General features: G+C 58.3%; 6 protein-coding genes, 2 tRNA genes and 2 rRNA genes. 8 read left to right on the forward strand and 2 right to left on the reverse strand.

Features of this window, described 5'->3' with window-relative positions:
• The first annotated feature begins 3 nt into the window (after nt 1-3).
• The gene (locus GRAN_RS18625; protein ID WP_241654985.1) at nt 4-1,080 is read left to right on the forward strand and encodes a beta-propeller fold lactonase family protein; all 1,077 of its coding nucleotides are present in this window, start codon (nt 4-6) and stop codon (nt 1,078-1,080) included.
• A gap of 6 nt (nt 1,081-1,086) precedes the next feature.
• Here the strand turns inward: GRAN_RS18625 and GRAN_RS18630 are convergent, their stop codons facing one another.
• Together GRAN_RS18630 and GRAN_RS26770 are read right to left on the reverse strand one after the other, a co-directional pair.
• Nucleotides 1,087-4,107 carry an IPT/TIG domain-containing protein gene (locus GRAN_RS18630; protein WP_128914558.1) on the reverse strand — a complete coding sequence of 1,007 codons (3,021 nt, stop codon included), beginning with the start codon at nt 4,105-4,107 and terminating at the stop codon, nt 1,087-1,089.
• Nucleotides 4,108-4,132: 25 nt separating this feature from the next.
• The gene (locus GRAN_RS26770) at nt 4,133-5,335 is read right to left on the reverse strand and encodes a DNRLRE domain-containing protein (protein WP_161571057.1); all 1,203 of its coding nucleotides are present in this window, start codon (nt 5,333-5,335) and stop codon (nt 4,133-4,135) included.
• Nucleotides 5,336-5,744: 409 nt separating this feature from the next.
• On the opposite strand from GRAN_RS26770, the gene GRAN_RS18640 reads away from it, so the two are divergent.
• The 7 genes from GRAN_RS18640 (at nt 5,745) to GRAN_RS18670 (ending at nt 18,955) form a co-directional block, all read left to right on the forward strand.
• Nucleotides 5,745-7,742: a CocE/NonD family hydrolase gene (locus GRAN_RS18640; protein ID WP_128914560.1), complete on the forward strand. Its 1,998-nt coding sequence runs from the start codon at nt 5,745-5,747 to the stop codon at nt 7,740-7,742.
• A 467-nt stretch (nt 7,743-8,209) separates the two neighbouring features.
• Nucleotides 8,210-11,083, forward strand: a complete 2,874-nt coding sequence (locus GRAN_RS18645) for a diguanylate cyclase domain-containing protein (protein WP_128914561.1) — start codon at nt 8,210-8,212, stop codon at nt 11,081-11,083.
• A gap of 188 nt (nt 11,084-11,271) precedes the next feature.
• On the forward strand, nt 11,272-12,606 hold the full coding sequence (locus GRAN_RS18650) for a protein kinase (RefSeq protein ID WP_128914562.1): 1,335 nt from the start codon (nt 11,272-11,274) through the stop codon (nt 12,604-12,606).
• A 957-nt stretch (nt 12,607-13,563) separates the two neighbouring features.
• A 16S ribosomal RNA gene (locus GRAN_RS18655) occupies nt 13,564-15,063 on the forward strand.
• 316 nt (nt 15,064-15,379) lie between these two features.
• A tRNA-Ile gene (locus GRAN_RS18660) sits at nt 15,380-15,456 on the forward strand.
• Between the two features lie 35 nt (nt 15,457-15,491).
• Nucleotides 15,492-15,567: transfer RNA gene (locus GRAN_RS18665), tRNA-Ala, on the forward strand.
• A 439-nt stretch (nt 15,568-16,006) separates the two neighbouring features.
• Nucleotides 16,007-18,955: ribosomal RNA gene (locus GRAN_RS18670) — 23S ribosomal RNA — on the forward strand.
• Together the 16S and 23S rRNA genes with 2 tRNA genes alongside form the textbook arrangement of a ribosomal RNA operon.
• Nucleotides 18,956-19,006: the final 51 nt, after the last annotated feature.

Consider the following 19,006-nt stretch of genomic DNA (forward strand, 5'->3'; position numbering starts at 1 on the left):
CTCATGACCCGATCCACCCCGATTCTGGCCGCAGCCTCCGCCGCCATCCTTCTCTTCACCATGGGCTGCAAGTCCACCCCGAAGCCAGCCGAAGCGCCCCAGGCAGCAGCCGTCCCCGAGTCCAACGAGCCCCGCATCTACGTCACCGACGAGGTCTCCGGCGATCTCACCGTCATCGACTCCGGCACCTTCGCCACCATCGCCACCATCCACCTCGGCAAGCGCCCCCGCGGCATCCACGCCAGCCCCGACGGCAAGACCATCTACGTTGCCCTCAGCGGAACCCCCATCGCCGGCCCCGACGTCGACGAATCCACCCTTCCCCCGGCTGATCACAGCGCCGACGGCATCGGAGTCTTCGACGTAGCTACCAACAAGCTCGTCAAAACCATCCACGCCGGCTCCGATCCGGAAAACTTCGACGTCAGCAAGGACGGCACGCAGATCTACGTCTCGAACGAAGACGTGTCCGCCGTCGGCATCGTCGACATCGCCAAAGGCGACATCATCAAGTCCCTCCCCATGGGAGCCCAGCCCGAAGGCGTTAAAGTCAGTCCCAACGGCAAGTTCGTCTACATCACCTCGGAAGAGACGAGCACCATCTCCGTTCTCGACTCCGCCGCCGGAAAGATCGTCGCCACCTTCAAGGTCGGCCACCGTCCCCGCAACGTAGCCTTCACCCCCGACGGCAAGCTCGCCTACATCAACGCTGAAAATGACGGCACAGTAGTTCTCGTCGACGCTGTCAAGCACAAGGTCCTCAAGACCATCCCTCTTGGAACTCCGGGTCAGATCAAGCCCATGAACGTCCTCCTATCGCCCGACGCCTCCCGCCTCTACGTCAGCACCGGCCGCGGCAAGAAGGTCTTCACCATTGACACCGCCACCAACACCGTTCTGAACTCCGTAGAAGTAGGCCGCCGTCCCTGGGGCATAGCCCTTTCTCCCGACGCCAAAACTCTCTACTCCGCCAACGGCTCCTCCAACGACATCGCAGCCGTGGATCTGGCCACCAACACCGTCACAAAAACCGTCCCTGCCGGCACCGGCCCCTGGGGCATCCTCGTCCTCCCACGATGACGCCGCTTATTGTGAACTTCCAGATCCCGATGTCCCCACCCCATTCGTCAACGTCACATCCACCGTCCCCACCACTGAAGCATCCTCATCCAGCGTAAAGACCTGGGTATAAAGAAAACTCGATCCATAAGCATCGGAATCCGCGGACCCATACCACCCAGCGAACAGGCTGGTCACATCCAGCGTCACATCCGGTGTCTGAATCTGCTGTCCAGCGACCGGCAAAAAGTGAAAGGCAGCCTGCGTCACCTCACGCGTATTCGAAAACCCATTCGCGGTCACCGTCAGTGTCCGCCCCGAACGAGCGACCGCCACCGCCGTTACCGATGGCACAACCGAAGGCACGGTAATCGAAGTCGGAGCTGTTCCCGCTGGAGTCACATCCGCGCCACCCGCGTTCAGAGTTAACCCGATCGCGATCACGCCGCTGACTGTTCCCGTTTGCAGCATCACATTCGGCGCAACCGTCTGTCCTGCGCCCACGGTAAATTTCATCGTCCTCCCACCGGAAGCGAACTGGATCGCTGGATCATCGACCCCATTCCCGCTCGGCGTGAACGACAGCGTAAAGACTCCATCCACCTCAACCGGATACGGATTCGTCAACGTCAGCGTCACCGTAGGCTGCGTCCCAGGATCGCTCGTCGTCGGAGCCGAAACCGTGTAGCTTACTCCCGGAGCCTTCACAGCAAACGGCAAGAGCCCACTCGTCTGCTTCTGCGTCGGGTCATAGACGCTGATCTGCAGCGTCTGCACTGTGGTGAATGCAGCCGCCGGAATCACTGCCATCAGGCTGCCGTTATTCCCAAACGTCGTCTTCACCGCCGCATTGTTCACGAGCACCGAAGCGTCGGACGCAAAGCCCGCGCCTGTCAGCACGACCGTCTTCGCCGCATCCCCAAGCGAAGCCATAGCCGGAGACAGACTAGCCAGGCCCAACGCCGTCCCGCTCAACGTAACCGAAGCCGTAGTAACGGCATAGTCGACCAGGTCATTGGGCGTAAACGTCGCCGATATCACCTGCGGACCAGCCGCCACCAGCGCACCCGCCGCGAACGTATACGCAAATGTCCCGTTCAGCGCCGCGCCCGTTACTCCAACCGCCGAAGGGTTGAACGCCACCGCCGACAGCGACGTCCCTACGATCGCATAAGGCGGAGCCGGGAACGTAACTGTCGGCATTGCCTGTCTCACCGTCAACCGCACCGTCTGCGTCACACTTACATACGAAGCAGCATCGTTCGGTGTAAACGTCACACTCAACGTCTGCGCTCCACCTCCAGGCACAGCTCCAGCATTCGGACTGTACGTAAAGCTGCCAGGAACCGCAGACGAAGCATTCAACTGCCCCGCGCCAAGCGCCGTGCCATAGACGACGTCGGCCGGAGCCGCCCAGGCTACTGCCGGAGTCGCTTGGCTAACTACGATCGTCCGGTTCGCCTTGGCCATCGCATAGTCGGTGTTTCCCGCCTGCGCTGTAACGACGACTGTTCCGCCGCCCGTAATCGCCAGCGTCGATCCCGTCACCGTCGCCGGTCCGCTGGCAACCGTGTACGTTACCGGAAGCCCCACACTCGACGTAGCGCTCAAAGCTACCGTCAGCCCCGGAGCATAGACGATCGGAGTTACAGGCTGCGTGAACGCAACCCTCTGTTCCGCCTGTGTCGTCGTCACCAGGTATAAGCCACTCGCTGTAGCCGCATTACTCGCATCGCCCGCATACGACACCGCCAGCGCATGCAGTCCCGCATTCAACCCCGCCAGGCTGAAGCTCGCCTGATTAGCCGCCCACGCCACCGTCCCAACCGAAGTTCCACCATCGAGCAGCGTAGCCATACCTGTAGCGCTCTTCCCCCCATTGCTGAAGTTCGCCGTCACACTCCCGTTCCCGTACACGCTCGACACCACCCCCTCGAGCACAATCCCCTCGGTCGACGCCGGCGCAATGCCCGCCACAGTATTGATCGCACCACCCGCCACCACCCGTGTCCTCTGGTTATGTGTATCCGCCAGCGCAAACGAGCCATTCGCGCCCGCAGCGACTGCCCGTGGCGAGTCAAGCACCGCTGCAACCACTGACCCTGTATCGCCAGCAAACCCCTGCTCCCCGTCCCCCGCAACCGTCGTCACCGTCGCGCCGATCGCCCTGATCTTGTTGTTGCCGCTATCCGCGACATACACCGTCCCCGTCGTACCGATCCCGAGCCCCAGGGGCCGCGTTAGCTCCGCGACTGTTCCCGTTCCGTCTGCCGAGCCCCCCACACCGTTCCCCGCGACAGTCGAGATCATCCCATCCACACCAACCATCCGCACCCTCTGGTTATGCGTGTCGCTGATATAGACCCGCCCCGCCACCACCGTATCCGCCACGACGCCGCCCGGACTATCGAGCCCCGCCGCCGTAGCCAACCCGCCATCCCCCGAGAACGTCTGCTCTCCATCCCCCGCAACCGTCGCAATCACTCCACCCGAAACCTTCCGTATCCGGTGGTTCCCCGAGTCCGCGATGTAGACATTCCCGGCCCCATCCACACTCACCGCGACCGGCAGATCAAGCACCGCCGCTGTAGCCCCACCACCATCCCCCCCAAACCCCGCCACACCCGTCCCCGCAACCGTAGTAATCGTCCCCCCACTGATCTCCCGCACCCGCTGGTTATGCGAATCCGCCACAAAGAGATTCCCGCTTCCATCGACTGCAATCCCCGCAGGAGAATCGAGCAGCGCGCTCGTCGCCGCTCCGCCATCCCCTCCAAATCCCTGTTCCCCCGTGCCCGCAACCGTAGTCACCAGCCCTGCCGTATCCACCTTCAAAACCCGGTGGTCGTCCCGTAGCACGACATACAAATTTCCAGCCGAGTCATAAGCCACCCCCGCCGGTCCGGCGGTAGCAATCGTCGTAGCCTCAACTACCGGGGGCGTTTCCTGCGCCCTCGCGGGTCCGCCCAGGAGACACCCAAGGCAAACGCCGAGGAGCATGCCTCGCGGCGTCCTCCTCCGGCTTCTCGCCTGGATCTCTCTGATCAAATCAATCTCCTGAAGCACTCAGTCACTACTTGCAGACAAAGCTCACCAGCAGCCTCGCGTTCGTATACGCATCTGTGTTGCTGAAGTTGAACGCTACGATCGTGACGAATTCTCCCGCAGTGAGTGTCGTAGACGCCGAGGACGAACAACTGCTGCTTCCCTCGTTCGACTCCGGGGTGGTCACCGTGCAAGACAGGTTCGTGCTATAGGTGTAATTCGTGTTCACTTGCGCTGCAGTCGCCTGGTCCACCTGGACGGTCACGGACGCACTTCCTGCATTGGTATCGAAAGTTGTCACAATAAGCTGTGACGCAGTGCAGGTCTGGGGAACAGTCAGCGACGCGCTCAGAACGTTGCGGCTAGCCGTGGACGCCCCACTCGGCAGTGCAACAAGCCCGCCCGTAGAATCGTCAGACGAGATCCCGTCTGGCAGCTGGATATTCGCTGAATACACCTGCCCTCCAGCCGGACCGGTGGCACCCACCACACCCGTAGGACCCACTGGGCCCTGAAGACCCTGAGCACCTGCTACACCGGTAGGTCCGATCGCACCCGTGGAACCGGCAGGGCCCACAGCGCCCATAGCACCCGCTGCCCCCTGGGGGCCAGTAGGACCCGTGAGTCCCGTCGACCCGCTGGCACCCCGCGGCCCAGTAGCTCCCGTAGGCCCAGCCGGACCCTGCGGACCAACGGCCCCCTGCGATACGATCGTCACATCCAGCCCAGCCGCATGCCCCGTCTCGTCATTCTCTTTCGCATCGAACAGCGCATTCGCCGTCGTTGCAGTCAGCGCCAGCCCAAAGTTCGTATCCGGATTCGTCACCCAGTTCTGCACCACGGACGTCAGATCCACCGTGACAAACTGTTCCGCCGCCGTCACGTCAACGCTCCCCGCCACATCTCCCGCTGAAGGAACGGTGCTGTACGTCACCGCCGCCTCGCTCCAGCTCCCGGTCAGTGGAGCCACGCTCATAGTACCTGCGGTATACACACGGTTCACATACAGCCGAAGCGTCGCTTTCGAAATCTGCGAACCCACGGTTCCCGCCGGAAGGGTTCCCAGATCGAACCGAATCAGCCCCGTCGTCCCACTCCCCACGCTGATATTCGACAGGCCGCCATAATTCACTGTCGGCCGCGCCGAGTTCACATGCGCGTCGGCCGTCAGTGTTGTATCCGTCGCGAACGCCGAACGCCCAAGTCCAATCACACCGGCGAACAGCAACACACACCGCAGCCAACCTGACCGCCGAGACAAGCTGGCTAACTGGAATCCGTGAGGCGCAACAACACGGCATATTCTCCGCCACAAATCCGCAAGTCGCTGAGGCACGAAAACCTCCCTCTCCGCCACAAGCTGGCGAGGCCCAAGATGACAAAAGTAACCGCCTCATAGTACCCGAGAAACCCATCGGTAAGCCCACATTTTTCCCCCACAAAAGGTGTGGTCGATCCTCCGAAAGTGGTATTGGGAAACTGAACCTGAACTTGCTCTAACTCATGCCTTTGCCCTTGCTGTGCCTCGATGATGCCGTTGCCAGCCTTACCCATCATCCTGATCGAATCAAGGAACCCGCATTTTCCACGCTCGGTCAGAATGCCGCACCTAACTCCGGCCAACAAGCTAAACTCCCCCCATGCCCTCCCGCCTCCTGCCAACCTCCTTCCTGGCCATCACCCTCCTTGCATCAGCCCAAACTCAGACCAAGCCCAAGTACCCTGCTTTTCCCTCCGAAACTCCCGCCGCCCCCACTATCCCCGCCGCCTCCCACGACTACACCCGGCGCGTCGTCATGATCCCCATGCGCGACGGCATCAGGCTCAACACCATCATCCTCATCCCCAACTCCGCAACGCCCGCCGCGCACGCCCCCATCCTCATCACCCGCACCCCCTACAGCGCCGCCATCCTGACGACCAACAGCCAGTCCTCGCACCTCGGCAGCAGCCTCTTCGGCTACGACAACGCCATCGACGTCATCGTTGACGGAGGCTATATCCGCGTCATCCAGGACGTCCGCGGCAAGTACGGCTCCGAGGGCGACTACGTCATGAACCGCCCCTTCCACGGCCCCCTCAACCCCACCCCCGTCGACCACGCCACCGACACCTACGACACGATCGACTGGCTCATCAAAAACGTCCCCGAGTCCAACGGCAAGGTCGGCATCCTCGGCATCTCCTACGACGGCTTCACCACCCTCGCCGCCCTAGTCCACCCCCACCCTGCCCTCAAGGTCGCCGTCCCCATGAACCCCATGGTCGACGGCTGGCGCGGCGACGACTGGTTTCACAACGGTGCTTTCCGCCAGCAGAACATGTCCTACATCTACGAGCAGGATGGCTCCCGCTCGAACGACCTCCGCTGGTGGACAAGCAACTTCGACGACTACGACATGTTCTTGAATGCCACCAGCGCCGGGGAGCTCGGCCGCCAGCGCGGGCTCGATCAGATGGGCTTCTGGCGCAAGGTCAAGGAGCATCCCGCGTACGACTCCTTCTGGCAGAACCAGGCCATGGATCAGATCCTCGCCGCCCAGCCCCTCACCGTCCCTACCCTCCTCGTACACTCCCTCTGGGACGCCGAAGACATCTACGGAGCCATGGCCGTCTACAAGGCCCTCAAGCCCAAAGACACTGCCACCGGCACGCCTAACGAAAAGCTCTTCCTCGCCATGGGCCCCTGGCACCACGGCGGCTCCATCGACGACGGAAGCACCCTCGGAGCCATCAGGTTTAATCAGGACACCAGCCTCTGGTTCCGCAAAAACGTCCTCGGCCCCTTCCTCGCCCGCAACCTCAAGGACGAGTCTCCTGATGCCTCCCCCATCGCTCCGGTCACCGTCTACGAATCCGGTGCCGACATCTGGCAGAAGCTCCCCTCCTGGCCCGCCGTCTGCACCGAGGCCCCCAACTCCGTACCCGCCGCCCAGCCCTGCGCCACGCCACCTGCACGCCTCTACCTCCAACCCAACGGAACTCTAAGCTTCACCGCCCCAGCCTCCGCCAACTCCGACTTCACCGAGTACGTCTCCGACCCAATGAAGCCGGTGCCCTTCCGCGCCCGTCCCATCCAGCCCGTCTGTTACGACGCCGGATGCACCTGGGCCAACTGGCTCGCCGACGATCAGCGTGAACAGTCCGGACGCCCCGACGTCGCCGTCTTCAGCTCCGAAGTCCTCACCAAACCTGTCACCATCTCCGGCGAACCCATCGCCAACCTCATAGCCAGCACCTCCGGCACCGACTCCGATTGGGTCGTCAAGCTCATCGACGTCTACCCCGACGAAGTCGCCTCCCAGCCCAAAATGGGAAGCTACCAGCTCATGATCTCCGCCGACATCTTCCGCGGCCGCTACCGCGAGTCCCTCTCAACCCCTCAACCTATCCCCGCCAACACTCCTGAACCCTACCGCTTCGCCCTCCCCAACGCCAACCACGTCTTCGAACCCGGCCATCGCATCATGGTCCAGGTCCAGAGCAGTTGGTTCCCCCTCTACGACCGCAACCCTCAAACCTACGTCCCAACGATCTTCGAAGCCAAGCCCGCCGACTACCGCAAAGCCACCCAGCATCTCTACCACTCCCCCACCCAACCCAGTTACATCGAAGTTCCCATGGTCACTGTCCCTTAGAATTTTGAAAAGTTCTTCCATGGCGTTATCTCGCCTTGCAATGGCGACGTCTCTGGCTCTGTAGGGCGACGGCCTTGACTGGGGTTGAGGGCTCGGTAATGTTTGAACCGGGACTGACTGTGCGGGAGTAGGTGGGCCTGGCGCGTGACCTGCGGAAGGCAGGGGAACTATAGGTGCGGGGCGAGGAGAGCAAAGTCAGGGAGCGGGCCAGGTGATTATGTTCAGGGATCAGGCTGTCGGCAGCAGGGCGAGAAGCGGATTCCGTTCAAGACTGAAGCCTACAGAGGCAAAGGAGCCAGTGACGGAGTCATTCTGCGATGGCCTATGCAATGGCGAGAAAGTTCGATATCGCATTCGACTGCGAGCGGATAGGATATCCCCATGCACCCGGGAGTGTCCGGAGAGTGCTTCCAGGGGCGCTCATGGCAAGCGCCTCGTCTTTGAAGCTGAGCTGAACAGAAAAGATCATGACCCGAGCCGCGAGTGTCAGAAAGGCAATGTGTGGGATGCTGCTGGCGCTTCTTGCGCTTGCGCACGGGGGTGCGCAACGACAGCTGTTTCGGCAGTACGGACAGACGGAAGGCTTGAGCAACCTAAATGTTCGCTGCATCGCGCAGGATCATACGGGGTATTTGTGGGTCGGCACAGATAACGGGCTTTTCCGGTATGACGGGGGAACGTTCCAGATCTTCGGCCATGCGGAAGGCCTGGCGAACACGGAGATTATTGGGCTGGCCGAGGCCCCGAACGGAGTAATTTGGGCGGCGACGCAGGGCGGCCTGGCGCGGCTCTCTGGTAAGCGTTTTGTGACGGTGGATTTTGGCGTGCCGGGTGAGGCGGATGGGATTGTTTTCGATCCGGCCGGTGTGGCCTACGTAAAGTACCCCAAAGGTATCAGCCGAGGGGTTCCTGGCAAGGACGGGTCATTCGCTTTCAAGACGATCGTAAGCGGCGACATCCAAGCGATAACGGTCTTGAACGGGGACCTGGTGTTCGGCTTGAATGGGGACGTCATGCACATGGCGGGAGGGATGCCGCAGAGCGTGGGGGCTTCGGTCGGACTTCCATCGGATCACTGGGAGGCCTTGAGTCTCGACAGCCTAGGCAATCTCTGGGCTCGGAGCCCGACCCGCCTGTTTGAGCTGGCGCGTGGGCAAGCGCGCTTTGTCGATCGCTCGATAGGGGTTCCACACACAAATGAGGGTCGGCTGTTTTCGGATAGGCATGGAAGGGTATTTGTTTCGAGCCTGCTGGGGCTCGTGATTGTCGAGGGGAATCATGTTTCACTGATCGATTCTGCTCATGGTCTACCGGGAGATTATGTCGGCCCGATGCTGGTGGATCGCGAGGAGTCTCTCTGGTTTGGGGTGGACGGCGCGGGTCTTGCGCGAAGGCTGGGGCACGGGGAGTGGGTCTCATGGACACGCGAAGATGGCCTGCTGAATAGCAGTGTGTGGGCGATCCGGACGGATGCTCTGGGCCAGCTATGGGTAGGGACGAGCGGCGGATTGACGATCCTCGACGCGCAAGGCAAGGTGATGCGTTCGTGGACGAGCCACAATGGACTGGCGGGAGATCGGGTGTACTCGATTACTCCCGGACCGGCCGGAGACTTCTATGTTGGGACCGGGCCGGTTGGGGTCAGTCACTTCGATGGGCATGGACGGCTGCTTCGGACGTACGGGGAGGATTCCGGGATTACAGCGGACCAGGCGTCCTCTTTGCTGGTGGATGGCGAGAAGAGGCTTTGGGTCATGGGCAACGGCGGGTGTTTCCGCAGTCGTACGGCGCTTGGAGCGGGCAGGACGTTGACGTTTGAGCGGGTGGAGATTCCGGGGATCCCTGCGCCCCGTTCGTTCCGGCACGTCATTCTCGATAAGGCGGGGGACGTGTGGATCGCGAGTTCGGGGGGGCTACTGCGCTTTGATGGGAAGAGTTGGAAGGTATTTGGGAGTGAGGAGGGGCTGAAGGCGCTGGATCTGGCGGCGGTTGCGATGGGGCGGAACGCGATCTGGGTGTCGTACCGGGATGCGTTCGGGATGAGCAAGCTCGGGTTGGGGCCTGATGCGGGCAAGGTGACGCACTACACGATGCAGGACGGGCTCTCGTCGAACGAGGTGTATGCGATGGCATTCGACTTGAGCGGGCGGCTTTGGCTGAACACGGATGCGGGTGTGGATGTTCTGGAAGAGGGGAGATGGTGGCGTCACTACGGCAGCCAAAAAGGGCTGATCTGGGATGACACCAACAGTCGCGCGCTTGACGTCAGCCCACGGGGGGATGTGTGGGTGGGAACGTCCGGGGGCATGTCGCGGTTCCGGCGGGCGGACTACCCAATTCCGGAGGTTGCGCCGCCGGTCGTGTTGACGTCGGTTCGGGGCGTCGCACGTGAGTGGCAGACTGGGGATAGGCCGGTTCTGCCCTATTCGCAGAGATCGCTCTACATCCGGTATGCGGGACTAAGCTTTGAGGCGGAGCGAGAGGTGCGCTTCCGCTACCGGCTGAATGGGTATGACCAAGCGTGGAATGAGACGAACGAACGGAGCGTGCACTTCGCGGCGCTGCCAGCTGGCCACTACGTCTTCCAAGTAGTCGCGGTGAATCCATCGGGGCTGCAGAGCGCGACGCCTGCGAGCTTCGAGTTTACGATCAGGCCAGCGTGGTGGCAGAGCTGGTGGTTCGTAGCCTCGTGCCTGCTACTTGCGGGTTTTCTCGGGTATGTCTTCTGGCACTTGCGGGTAAGGGCTTTTCTCGCGCAGAAAGAACTGTTGGAGCGCCAGGTCGCGGAACGGACGGCGCAGTTGCGTGAGAGCCATCGGCAGTTGGAGGAGATTGCTTACTTCGACATCCTCACGTCGCTGCCAAATCGGCGTATGTTTACTGAAGAATTTCGCAAGCGGCTTGCGATGGCGCGGCGGCCGAGTGAGCCGTTTGCACTTCTGCTGATCGACCTGGATCACTTTAAGCAGATCAACGATACCTACGGGCACAACGCTGGGGATGCGGTGCTTGTGGAGACATCGTGCCTGCTTCGCGGGATCGTTCGCGAGTCGGATTGCGTAGCGCGGCTGGGGGGAGACGAGTTCGCGGTACTGCTGTTTACGGCGCAGGATCCGGAAACCGTCGAGTCGGTCTGCCATCGAATTCTGGATAGTTTCGCAGGGGGAATCCCGTTTGAAAACACCACGCTCAGCGTGGGGTGCAGCATCGGGATTGCGATGTATCCGGAGCATGGAGAAACGCAGGAGAGTCTCTATAAATCAGCCGATGTGGCGCTTTATGAGGCGAAACGGACCGGCCGGAATCTCTTTTGCTGGCACCGTTACCAGACTGGTGATTGACCGCAGTCGGCTCTGTTTCATCGACTTGTTTGGCGATCCTCAAGACAGACATCGTCTTCAATCTTCATAATGGGGAACGGACGGAGTACATTGCGTCCAGGTTTGGGCTGGGTCCTGGAAAGTGAGGTCCGGCCGGAGCCGCTGTTGATCTCAATCTCCACGGGCCTTGAACCAGATCGGAAACTGCCATGCAACTCTGGAACGATTATGAAGGAAAGACCATCGCCGGGGTCTACACCATCGGACGACTCCTTCGTCCTGAAGGCCGTAGCGCCTTCTTCGAAATCACAAACGGTCCCGAAGCCTCGTCGGTGATGCGCATCACGGAGTCGCTGAATGATGAAGAGCAAATGCTCGAACGATGGCGCAAGGTATCGGAGCTGAAGCACGAGAACCTGATCGCGATGCGGAAGTATGGGGAGACCGTCTTCGATGGGACGCCGCTGACGTATGCGGTGATTGAAGCCTCGGATGCCGCGCTTGCTGACATTCTCGCGGAGCGCCCGCTGACGCATGAAGAGGCGATGCAAGTGGGGCGCAGCGTGGTTGCGGCGCTGACGTTGCTGCATGCGAACGGGCTTGTTCACCGACATATTGAGGCAGCGAATGTGGTCGCGGTTGGAGAGGTTGTGAAGCTGCGAAGCGACTGCGCTTCCGAGTGCCTGGCTGATCCCGAGCTGACCACGGCGGCGGAGTGCCAGGAGCTAATCGACCGTGATGTACATGATCTCTCGCTTCTGCTTCTGCGGGTACTGACGCTTGAGAAGAAGCTGAGTCCGAGCACGAAGCTAATAGCTCCGTTCGACAAGATTGTGCCGAACGGGATCAGTGGTTCGTGGGGCCTCGAGCAGATTTCGAAGACTCTCAATCCCTCGGTGTTGAAGCCGCTCGTTCCGGAGAGCGTGACGACCTCGAAGCCGATTGTTGCTGGGCCGCAGGTACCGCAGGCGAAGCTCGATTTCCAGACCGAACCGGCGCCGCAGGTTGCTGAGCATGTTCCGACGGTGTCCCACGGGCCTATCGTTCTGCCGCGCCACCATGTTGAAGAGCCGGCTGAACGTGGTTTTCGCTGGTGGATCGGGTGTGCCGCCGCTGTGCTTGTGGCTTTCCTGCTTTACTTCCACTACTCCGGGGGAAAGAAGACGGAGACCGCACAGGCACCGGCTGCGCCAATCGTTGAGAGTTCGGCTCCGGTAGCGTCCGCGACGACTGTGCCCGAGTCTGTCGTTCAGCCAGTTGTCAAGCAGGAGGCTCCTCCAGCCCCATCGCATATGCAGGCTGGTTGGTATGTAATTGCCTACACGTATAACCATGAGGACCAAGCGTGGAAGAAGGTGTCGGCGATTATCAAGCAGCATGCGTCGCTGAAGCCACTGGTCGTTTCGCCCAATGGACGCGGACCTTTCATGATTGCGTTCGGCGGGGCGATGAGCCGGGAAGAGGCGGAGGCTGTTCGCAGCCGGGCGCGCAAGGCGGGTATGCCGCGGGATACGTTCATCCGGAACTATCCGAGCCAAGGGTAGTGAGACTAAGGTGTTTTGATTTGTCTCAGGAGCGTCGAACCTTGGCGCTCCTGATGTTTTCTGAGCTGAAGTGGAGTTATCAACAGGCTAGGGTTGCGCTTACCGACCGCACAGGATACTCTTTGGAAGTTGCAGCGATGCAACGCGGCGATCTAAACGCTGAAGTTTGACACACGAGTGCAAACCACGTATGTTTAGAAAGTTGCGGGTAGTGAGCTTCGCGCCTATTGGCTTGAGTTTACGGCTGGTTATTGGGTACGACGGAGCGCAGTCCAAGTGTTTGATTCGGTCTGAGAGCCTTAGGAGTTTAGGGGCCAGCCGATAAGCAAACCCAAGCCACTGCAGTTGATTGAGGTACTCTTCGGGTCTTTCCTTTGTGGATTGATTTTGCTGGGTACGGGATTTGTCAGGAGCTGAGTGCTCCGCGGCCGATGATTCGGTCGTCTGGATGTTTTAGTTTTTACGCTATAGAAGATGTCAGCAGGGGCTTTTCGTTTGGCTTTCCTGTTGAGTAAGTCTTCCGCGAGACGGTGAGAGAAAGAAAACAGGTTGACATAATCCTCTGGTTTCGATACTCTTAGAAAGTTCGCGCAAACGTCACGCGCTGCTACGGCGGCTTCCGACGGCGACCACGAAAGGCTTGAGTCTTGGCTAAGTGGAACCGGTAAATAAGGAAGCAGGGCTTGGCAACATCGACGGAATTGATAGCGTAACTCAAGTTCGAGGACACGTATCGGGCAAGTCACTTTGTGACTCCGGTTGGTCCTTGATTCAAAGCTGCCCGCCGAGTGCGGATGCAGTTTGGATCTTTGACAACATAGTTGAACATGCCAGTCGTGAGATGACGGCGAATTTGGTTTAGTCATTCTCACTAGTTATAACCTTCACTGTTTTCGAGCGGTGGGGGCGCATGATAACCATCCCGACCCCTGTCGCTGGATGGCATGCACACCAAGATTAAACGAGAGTTTGATCCTGGCTCAGAATCAACGCTGGCGGCGTGCCTAACACATGCAAGTCGCACGAGAAAGGGGCTTCGGTCCTGAGTAAAGTGGCGCACGGGTGAGTAACACGTGAATCATCTACCCTCGAGTGGGGAATAACCTAGAGAAATCTGGGCTAATACCGCATAACACTTACGAGTCAAAGCAGCAATGCGCTTGGGGAGGAGTTCGCGGCCGATTAGCTAGTTGGCGGGGTAATGGCCCACCAAGGCGATGATCGGTATCCGGCCTGAGAGGGCGCACGGACACACTGGAACTGAAACACGGTCCAGACTCCTACGGGAGGCAGCAGTGGGGAATTTTGCGCAATGGGGGAAACCCTGACGCAGCAACGCCGCGTGGAGGATGAAGTATCTTGGTACGTAAACTCCTTTCGATGGGGAAGATAATGACGGTACCCATAGAAGAAGCCCCGGCTAACTTCGTGCCAGCAGCCGCGGTAATACGAGGGGGGCAAGCGTTGTTCGGAATTATTGGGCGTAAAGGGTGCGTAGGCGGTTTGACAAGTCTTATGTGAAATCTTCGGGCTCAACCCGAAGTCTGCATGAGAAACTGTTGAGCTTGAGTATGGGAGAGGTGAGTGGAATTTCCGGTGTAGCGGTGAAATGCGTAGATATCGGAAGGAACACCTGTGGCGAAAGCGGCTCACTGGACCATAACTGACGCTGAGGCACGAAAGCTAGGGGAGCAAACAGGATTAGATACCCTGGTAGTCCTAGCCCTAAACGATGATTGCTTGATGTGGCCGGTACCCAATCCGGCCGTGTCGAAGCTAACGCGATAAGCAATCCGCCTGGGGAGTACGGTCGCAAGGCTGAAACTCAAAGGAATTGACGGGGGCCCGCACAAGCGGTGGAGCATGTGGTTTAATTCGACGCAACGCGAAGAACCTTACCTGGGCTCGAAATGTACATGAATCCGGCAGAAACGTCGGCGTCTCGCAAGAGACATGTATATAGGTGCTGCATGGCTGTCGTCAGCTCGTGTCGTGAGATGTTGGGTTAAGTCCCGCAACGAGCGCAACCCTTATCTTCAGTTGCTACCATTTAGTTGAGCACTCTGACGAAACCGCCTCGGATAACGGGGAGGAAGGTGGGGATGACGTCAAGTCCTCATGGCCTTTATGTCCAGGGCTACACACGTGCTACAATGGCCGGTACAAACCGCTGCAACCCCGCGAGGGTGAGCTAATCGGAAAAAGCCGGCCTCAGTTCGGATTGGAGTCTGCAACTCGACTCCATGAAGCTGGAATCGCTAGTAATCGTGGATCAGCATGCCACGGTGAATACGTTCCCGGGCCTTGTACACACCGCCCGTCACATCACGAAAGTGGGTTGCACTAGAAGTCGGTGCGCTAACCGCAAGGGAGCAGCCGCCCAAGGTGTAATTCATGATTGGGGTGAAGTCGTAACAAGGTAGCCGTAGGAGAACCTGCGGCTGGATCACCTCCTTTCTAAAGAGAAAACATCTCGGCAGATGGTTATCGCCCTGCGAATGCAGGCGGCTCTGATCTCACGATCATCCGAGGTGCCGTGGTGCCGAGTACCGTACGAACGAGCTTCGGCGAGTTCGTGCGAGCCTGAACTAGACCATCTCTTATTCGCCTTCTGTCAACATCGACGGTCAAATATGGCGTAGCCGTATTGCATGTTCAACTGTGTCCTCGAAACCTTTCGAGAGAGCTCAAAAGCCCGCGACCGGAGAGATCCGGTTGCGGGCGACAGAGCAAGCGATTCAACTGAGAATCTCTGGATAACCGGTTGATTGCCGGGCCTGTAGCTCAGTTGGTTAGAGCGCACCCCTGATAAGGGTGAGGTCGGTAGTTCGAATCTACCCAGGCCCACCACCTTTACCGTGCTGTTTGCTATACTGAACAGCGATGGGGCTGTAGCTCAGTTGGGAGAGCGCCTGCTTTGCAAGCAGGATGTCATCGGTTCGATCCCGGTCAGCTCCACCATCCCTCTTCGAAAGTTATCGATAGTAATCAAGCGATGTCTGCTTGAGGTTGAGTTACTGCTAAATGCGGTGATTGAACCTTGAGCAGGAATGCTCGAGCCGCCTTAGGGTGCGATAGCGATACGCAGCAATGCGATACGCTCTACGATTTTTGACAACTGAATAGATTGGGTAAATATAACTACAAGGCTGAGCAGCCTATAAGGTCATCCGGGTAATTTCCTGGTGATGAGTAAGCTGTCAATCAGTGTTGAGTGTCTTTAGAATATAAGAATTGTGTTATCGACGAATAAGAGAAGCAGCTACGAGCAATCAAGGCTGACCATCAAATTCGAAGTACGACACAGGCGTGGACAAATTATCAAAATAATGACGCGTGGAGTTATGAGCATGGGGAGATTAGAGTTGGTTTCTTTTTTCTGTGTGTGAGTAAATTCTATGGTCAAGCTACTAAGGGCGCACGGTGGATGCCTTGGCAGAAACAGGCGATGAAGGACGCGGCAAGCTGCGATAAGCTTCGGGGAGCGGCACACACGCATTGATCCGGAGATTTCCGAATGGGGAAACCCACCATGGTAAAACCATGGTATATCCGACTGAATACATAGGTCGGCATAAGCGAACGGGGGGAAGTGAACCATCTCAGTACCCCCAGGAGGAGAAAGAAACCTCGATTCCGAGAGTAGTGGCGAGCGAAATCGGAACAGCCCAAACCCGTACCATTTCGGTGGTTCGGGGGTTGTAGGACCTGCATAAGTAGAGTTACCAATCTGGTTGCTAGCTGAATCTTCTGGAAAGGAGATCCAAAGAGGGTGACAGACCCGTAGGCGAAAGCGATCCAGACTCGAAGCAGGCACCTGAGTAAGGCGGGGCACGAGAAACCCTGTCTGAATCCACGGGGACCATCCCGTAAGGCTAAATACTCGTTTCTGACCGATAGTGAACCAGTACCGTGAGGGAAAGGCGAAAAGCACCCCATTGAGGGGAGTGAAAAGTACCTGAAACCGTGTGCCTACAAGCAGTGGGAGGACTATGCCCGCAAGGGAATGTCTGACCGCGTGCCTATTGCATAATGAGCCGGCTAGTTATTCTTGTCAGCAAGGTTAAGCGTGAGCGAGCCGCAGCGAAAGCGAGTCTGAATAGGGCGTTAAGTTGGCAGGAATAGACGCGAAGCGGGATGATCTACCCTTGGCCAGGTTGAAGGTAGGGTAACACCTACTGGAGGACCGAACCGGTGTTTGTTGAAAAAAGCTCGGATGAGCTGAGGGTAGGGGTGAAAGGCTAATCAAATTCCGTGATAGCTCGTTCTCTCCGAAATAGCTTTAGGGCTAGCGTCGGGTGATTTGGATCGGTGGTAGAGACATGGATGGACTAGGGGGCTTTCCGGCTTACTGAATCCAACCAAACTTCGAATGCCGATTACAACCAGCCCGGCAGTCAGACTGTGGGGGCTAAGCTTCACAGTCAAGAGGAAAACAGTCCAGATCGCCTGCTAAGGTCCCAAAATTACAGTTAAGTGGGAAAGGAAGTCGGAACGCTCAGACAGCCAGGAGGTTGGCTTAGAAGCAGCCATCCTTTAAAGAAAGCGTAATAGCTCACTGGTCAAGCGGTCCGGTGCCGACAATACAACGGGGCTAAAACTGTATACCGAAGCAGCGAATGCATCCCTTTTAGGGGTGCGTGGTAGGAGAGCATTCTCTCGTGGATGAAGCGTAACTGGGAAGATACGTGGACATTAGAGAAGAGACCCTGCCGGCATAAGTAGCGATAATGAAGGTGAGAACCCTTCACGCCGAAAGTCTAAGGTTTCCTGAGGAAGGTTAATCCGCTCAGGGTTAGGCGGTCCCTAAGTCGAGGCCGAAAGGCGTAGACGATGGAAATCCGGTTAATATTCCGGACCTCCCAATACCTCGTTATACGATGGGGTGACGCAGAAGGATAAGCAGGACCTCCTATGGCTATGGGGTTCGATGTGCGTGAAGCTGGATCAGACAGGCAAATCCGTTTGGTCTTAACAGTGAGGCACAAAGCAGTAAGCCGTATGGCTGAAAGCTGCTGATTTCATGCTGCCAAGAAAAACCTCTAAGGAGAGGGATTGGGAACCGTACCACAAACCGACACAGGTAGACGAGGAGAATATCCAAAGGCGCTCGAGTGAAAGCTTGTTAAGGAACTCGGCAAATTAGACCCGTAACTTCGGGAGAAGGGTCGCCCCCTGGGTGCAAGCCTAAGGGGGCCGCAGTGAAACGCGAACGGCGACTGTTTAACAAAAACACAGGTCTCTGCAAAGTCAAAAACGACGTATAGGGGCTGACTCCTGCCCGGTGCCGGAAGGTTAAAAGGAGAGGTTAGCCGCAAGGCGAAGCTTTGAATTGAAGCCCCGGTGAACGGCGGCCGTAACTATAACGGTCCTAAGGTAGCGAAATTCCTTGTCGGGTAAGTTCCGACCTGCACGAATGGAGTAACGATCGTTCGACTGTCTTAACGAGTTGCTCGGCGAACTTGTAGTACCGGTGAAGATGCCGGTTACCCGCAGCTAGACGAAAAGACCCCGTGCACCTTTACTATACTTTTACTATGAGTTATGACCATTGCTGCGCAGGATAGGTGGGAGGCTTTGATACCGGACTTTTGGGTTCGGTGGAGCCAACGGTGAGATACCACCCTGCGATTGTTGTGATTCTAACCTGCTCCCCTCATCGGGGAGAGGGACATAGTAAGACGGGTAGTTTGACTGGGGCGGTCGCCTCCTAAATTGTAACGGAGGCGCGCGAAGCTACACTCAGGTCGTTTGGAAATCGACCGTCGAGTGCAAAGGCATAAGTGTGGTTAACTGCGAGACCTACAAGTCGAGCAGATGCGAAAGCAGGCCTTAGTGATCCGGTGGTTCTGTATGGAAGGGCCATCGCTCAACGGATAAAAGGTACGCCGGGGATAACAGGCTGATCGAAGCCAAGAGTTCATATCGACGCTTCGGTTTGGCACCTCGATGTCGGCTCATCACATCCTGGAGCTGTAGAAGGTTCCAAGGGTTAGGCTGTTCGCCTATTAAAGTGGTACGTGAGCTGGGTTCAGAACGTCGCGAGACAGTTCGGTCTCTATCTGCTGTGGGCGTAGGAGATTTGAAGAGGGCTGTCCTTAGTACGAGAGGACCGGGATGGACGAACCTCTTGTGTTCCAGTTGTCCTGCCAAGGGCACGGCTGGGTAGCGAAGTTCGGTTGTGATAACCGCTGAATGCATATAAGCGGGAAGCACGCTCTAAGATGAGATCTCCCAACCCAAAAGGGAAATGAAGGGCCCAGGAAGACCACCTGGTTGATAGGCTGGAGGTTGAAGCGCAGTAATGCGTGTAGCTTACCAGTACTAATCGCCCGTTCGGCTTGTCCATAGAATTTACTCGGCACAGAAACAACTCATAACAACGCACCGTTGTTCTGAT

The sequence above is a fragment of the Granulicella sibirica genome, assembly GCF_004115155.1.
GTDB classification, from domain to species: Bacteria; Acidobacteriota; Terriglobia; order Terriglobales; family Acidobacteriaceae; genus Edaphobacter; species Edaphobacter sibiricus.

What these genes read in the sequence shown, in the direction of transcription:
- GRAN_RS18625 (WP_241654985.1), top strand. Translation starts at nt 4, where the DNA reads ATGACCCGATCCACCCCGATTCTGGCCGCAGCCTCCGCCGCCATCCTT.
- GRAN_RS18640 (WP_128914560.1), top strand. Translation starts at nt 5,745, where the DNA reads ATGCCCTCCCGCCTCCTGCCAACCTCCTTCCTGGCCATCACCCTCCTT.
- GRAN_RS18645 (WP_128914561.1), top strand. Translation starts at nt 8,210, where the DNA reads ATGACCCGAGCCGCGAGTGTCAGAAAGGCAATGTGTGGGATGCTGCTG.
- GRAN_RS18650 (WP_128914562.1), top strand. Translation starts at nt 11,272, where the DNA reads ATGCAACTCTGGAACGATTATGAAGGAAAGACCATCGCCGGGGTCTAC.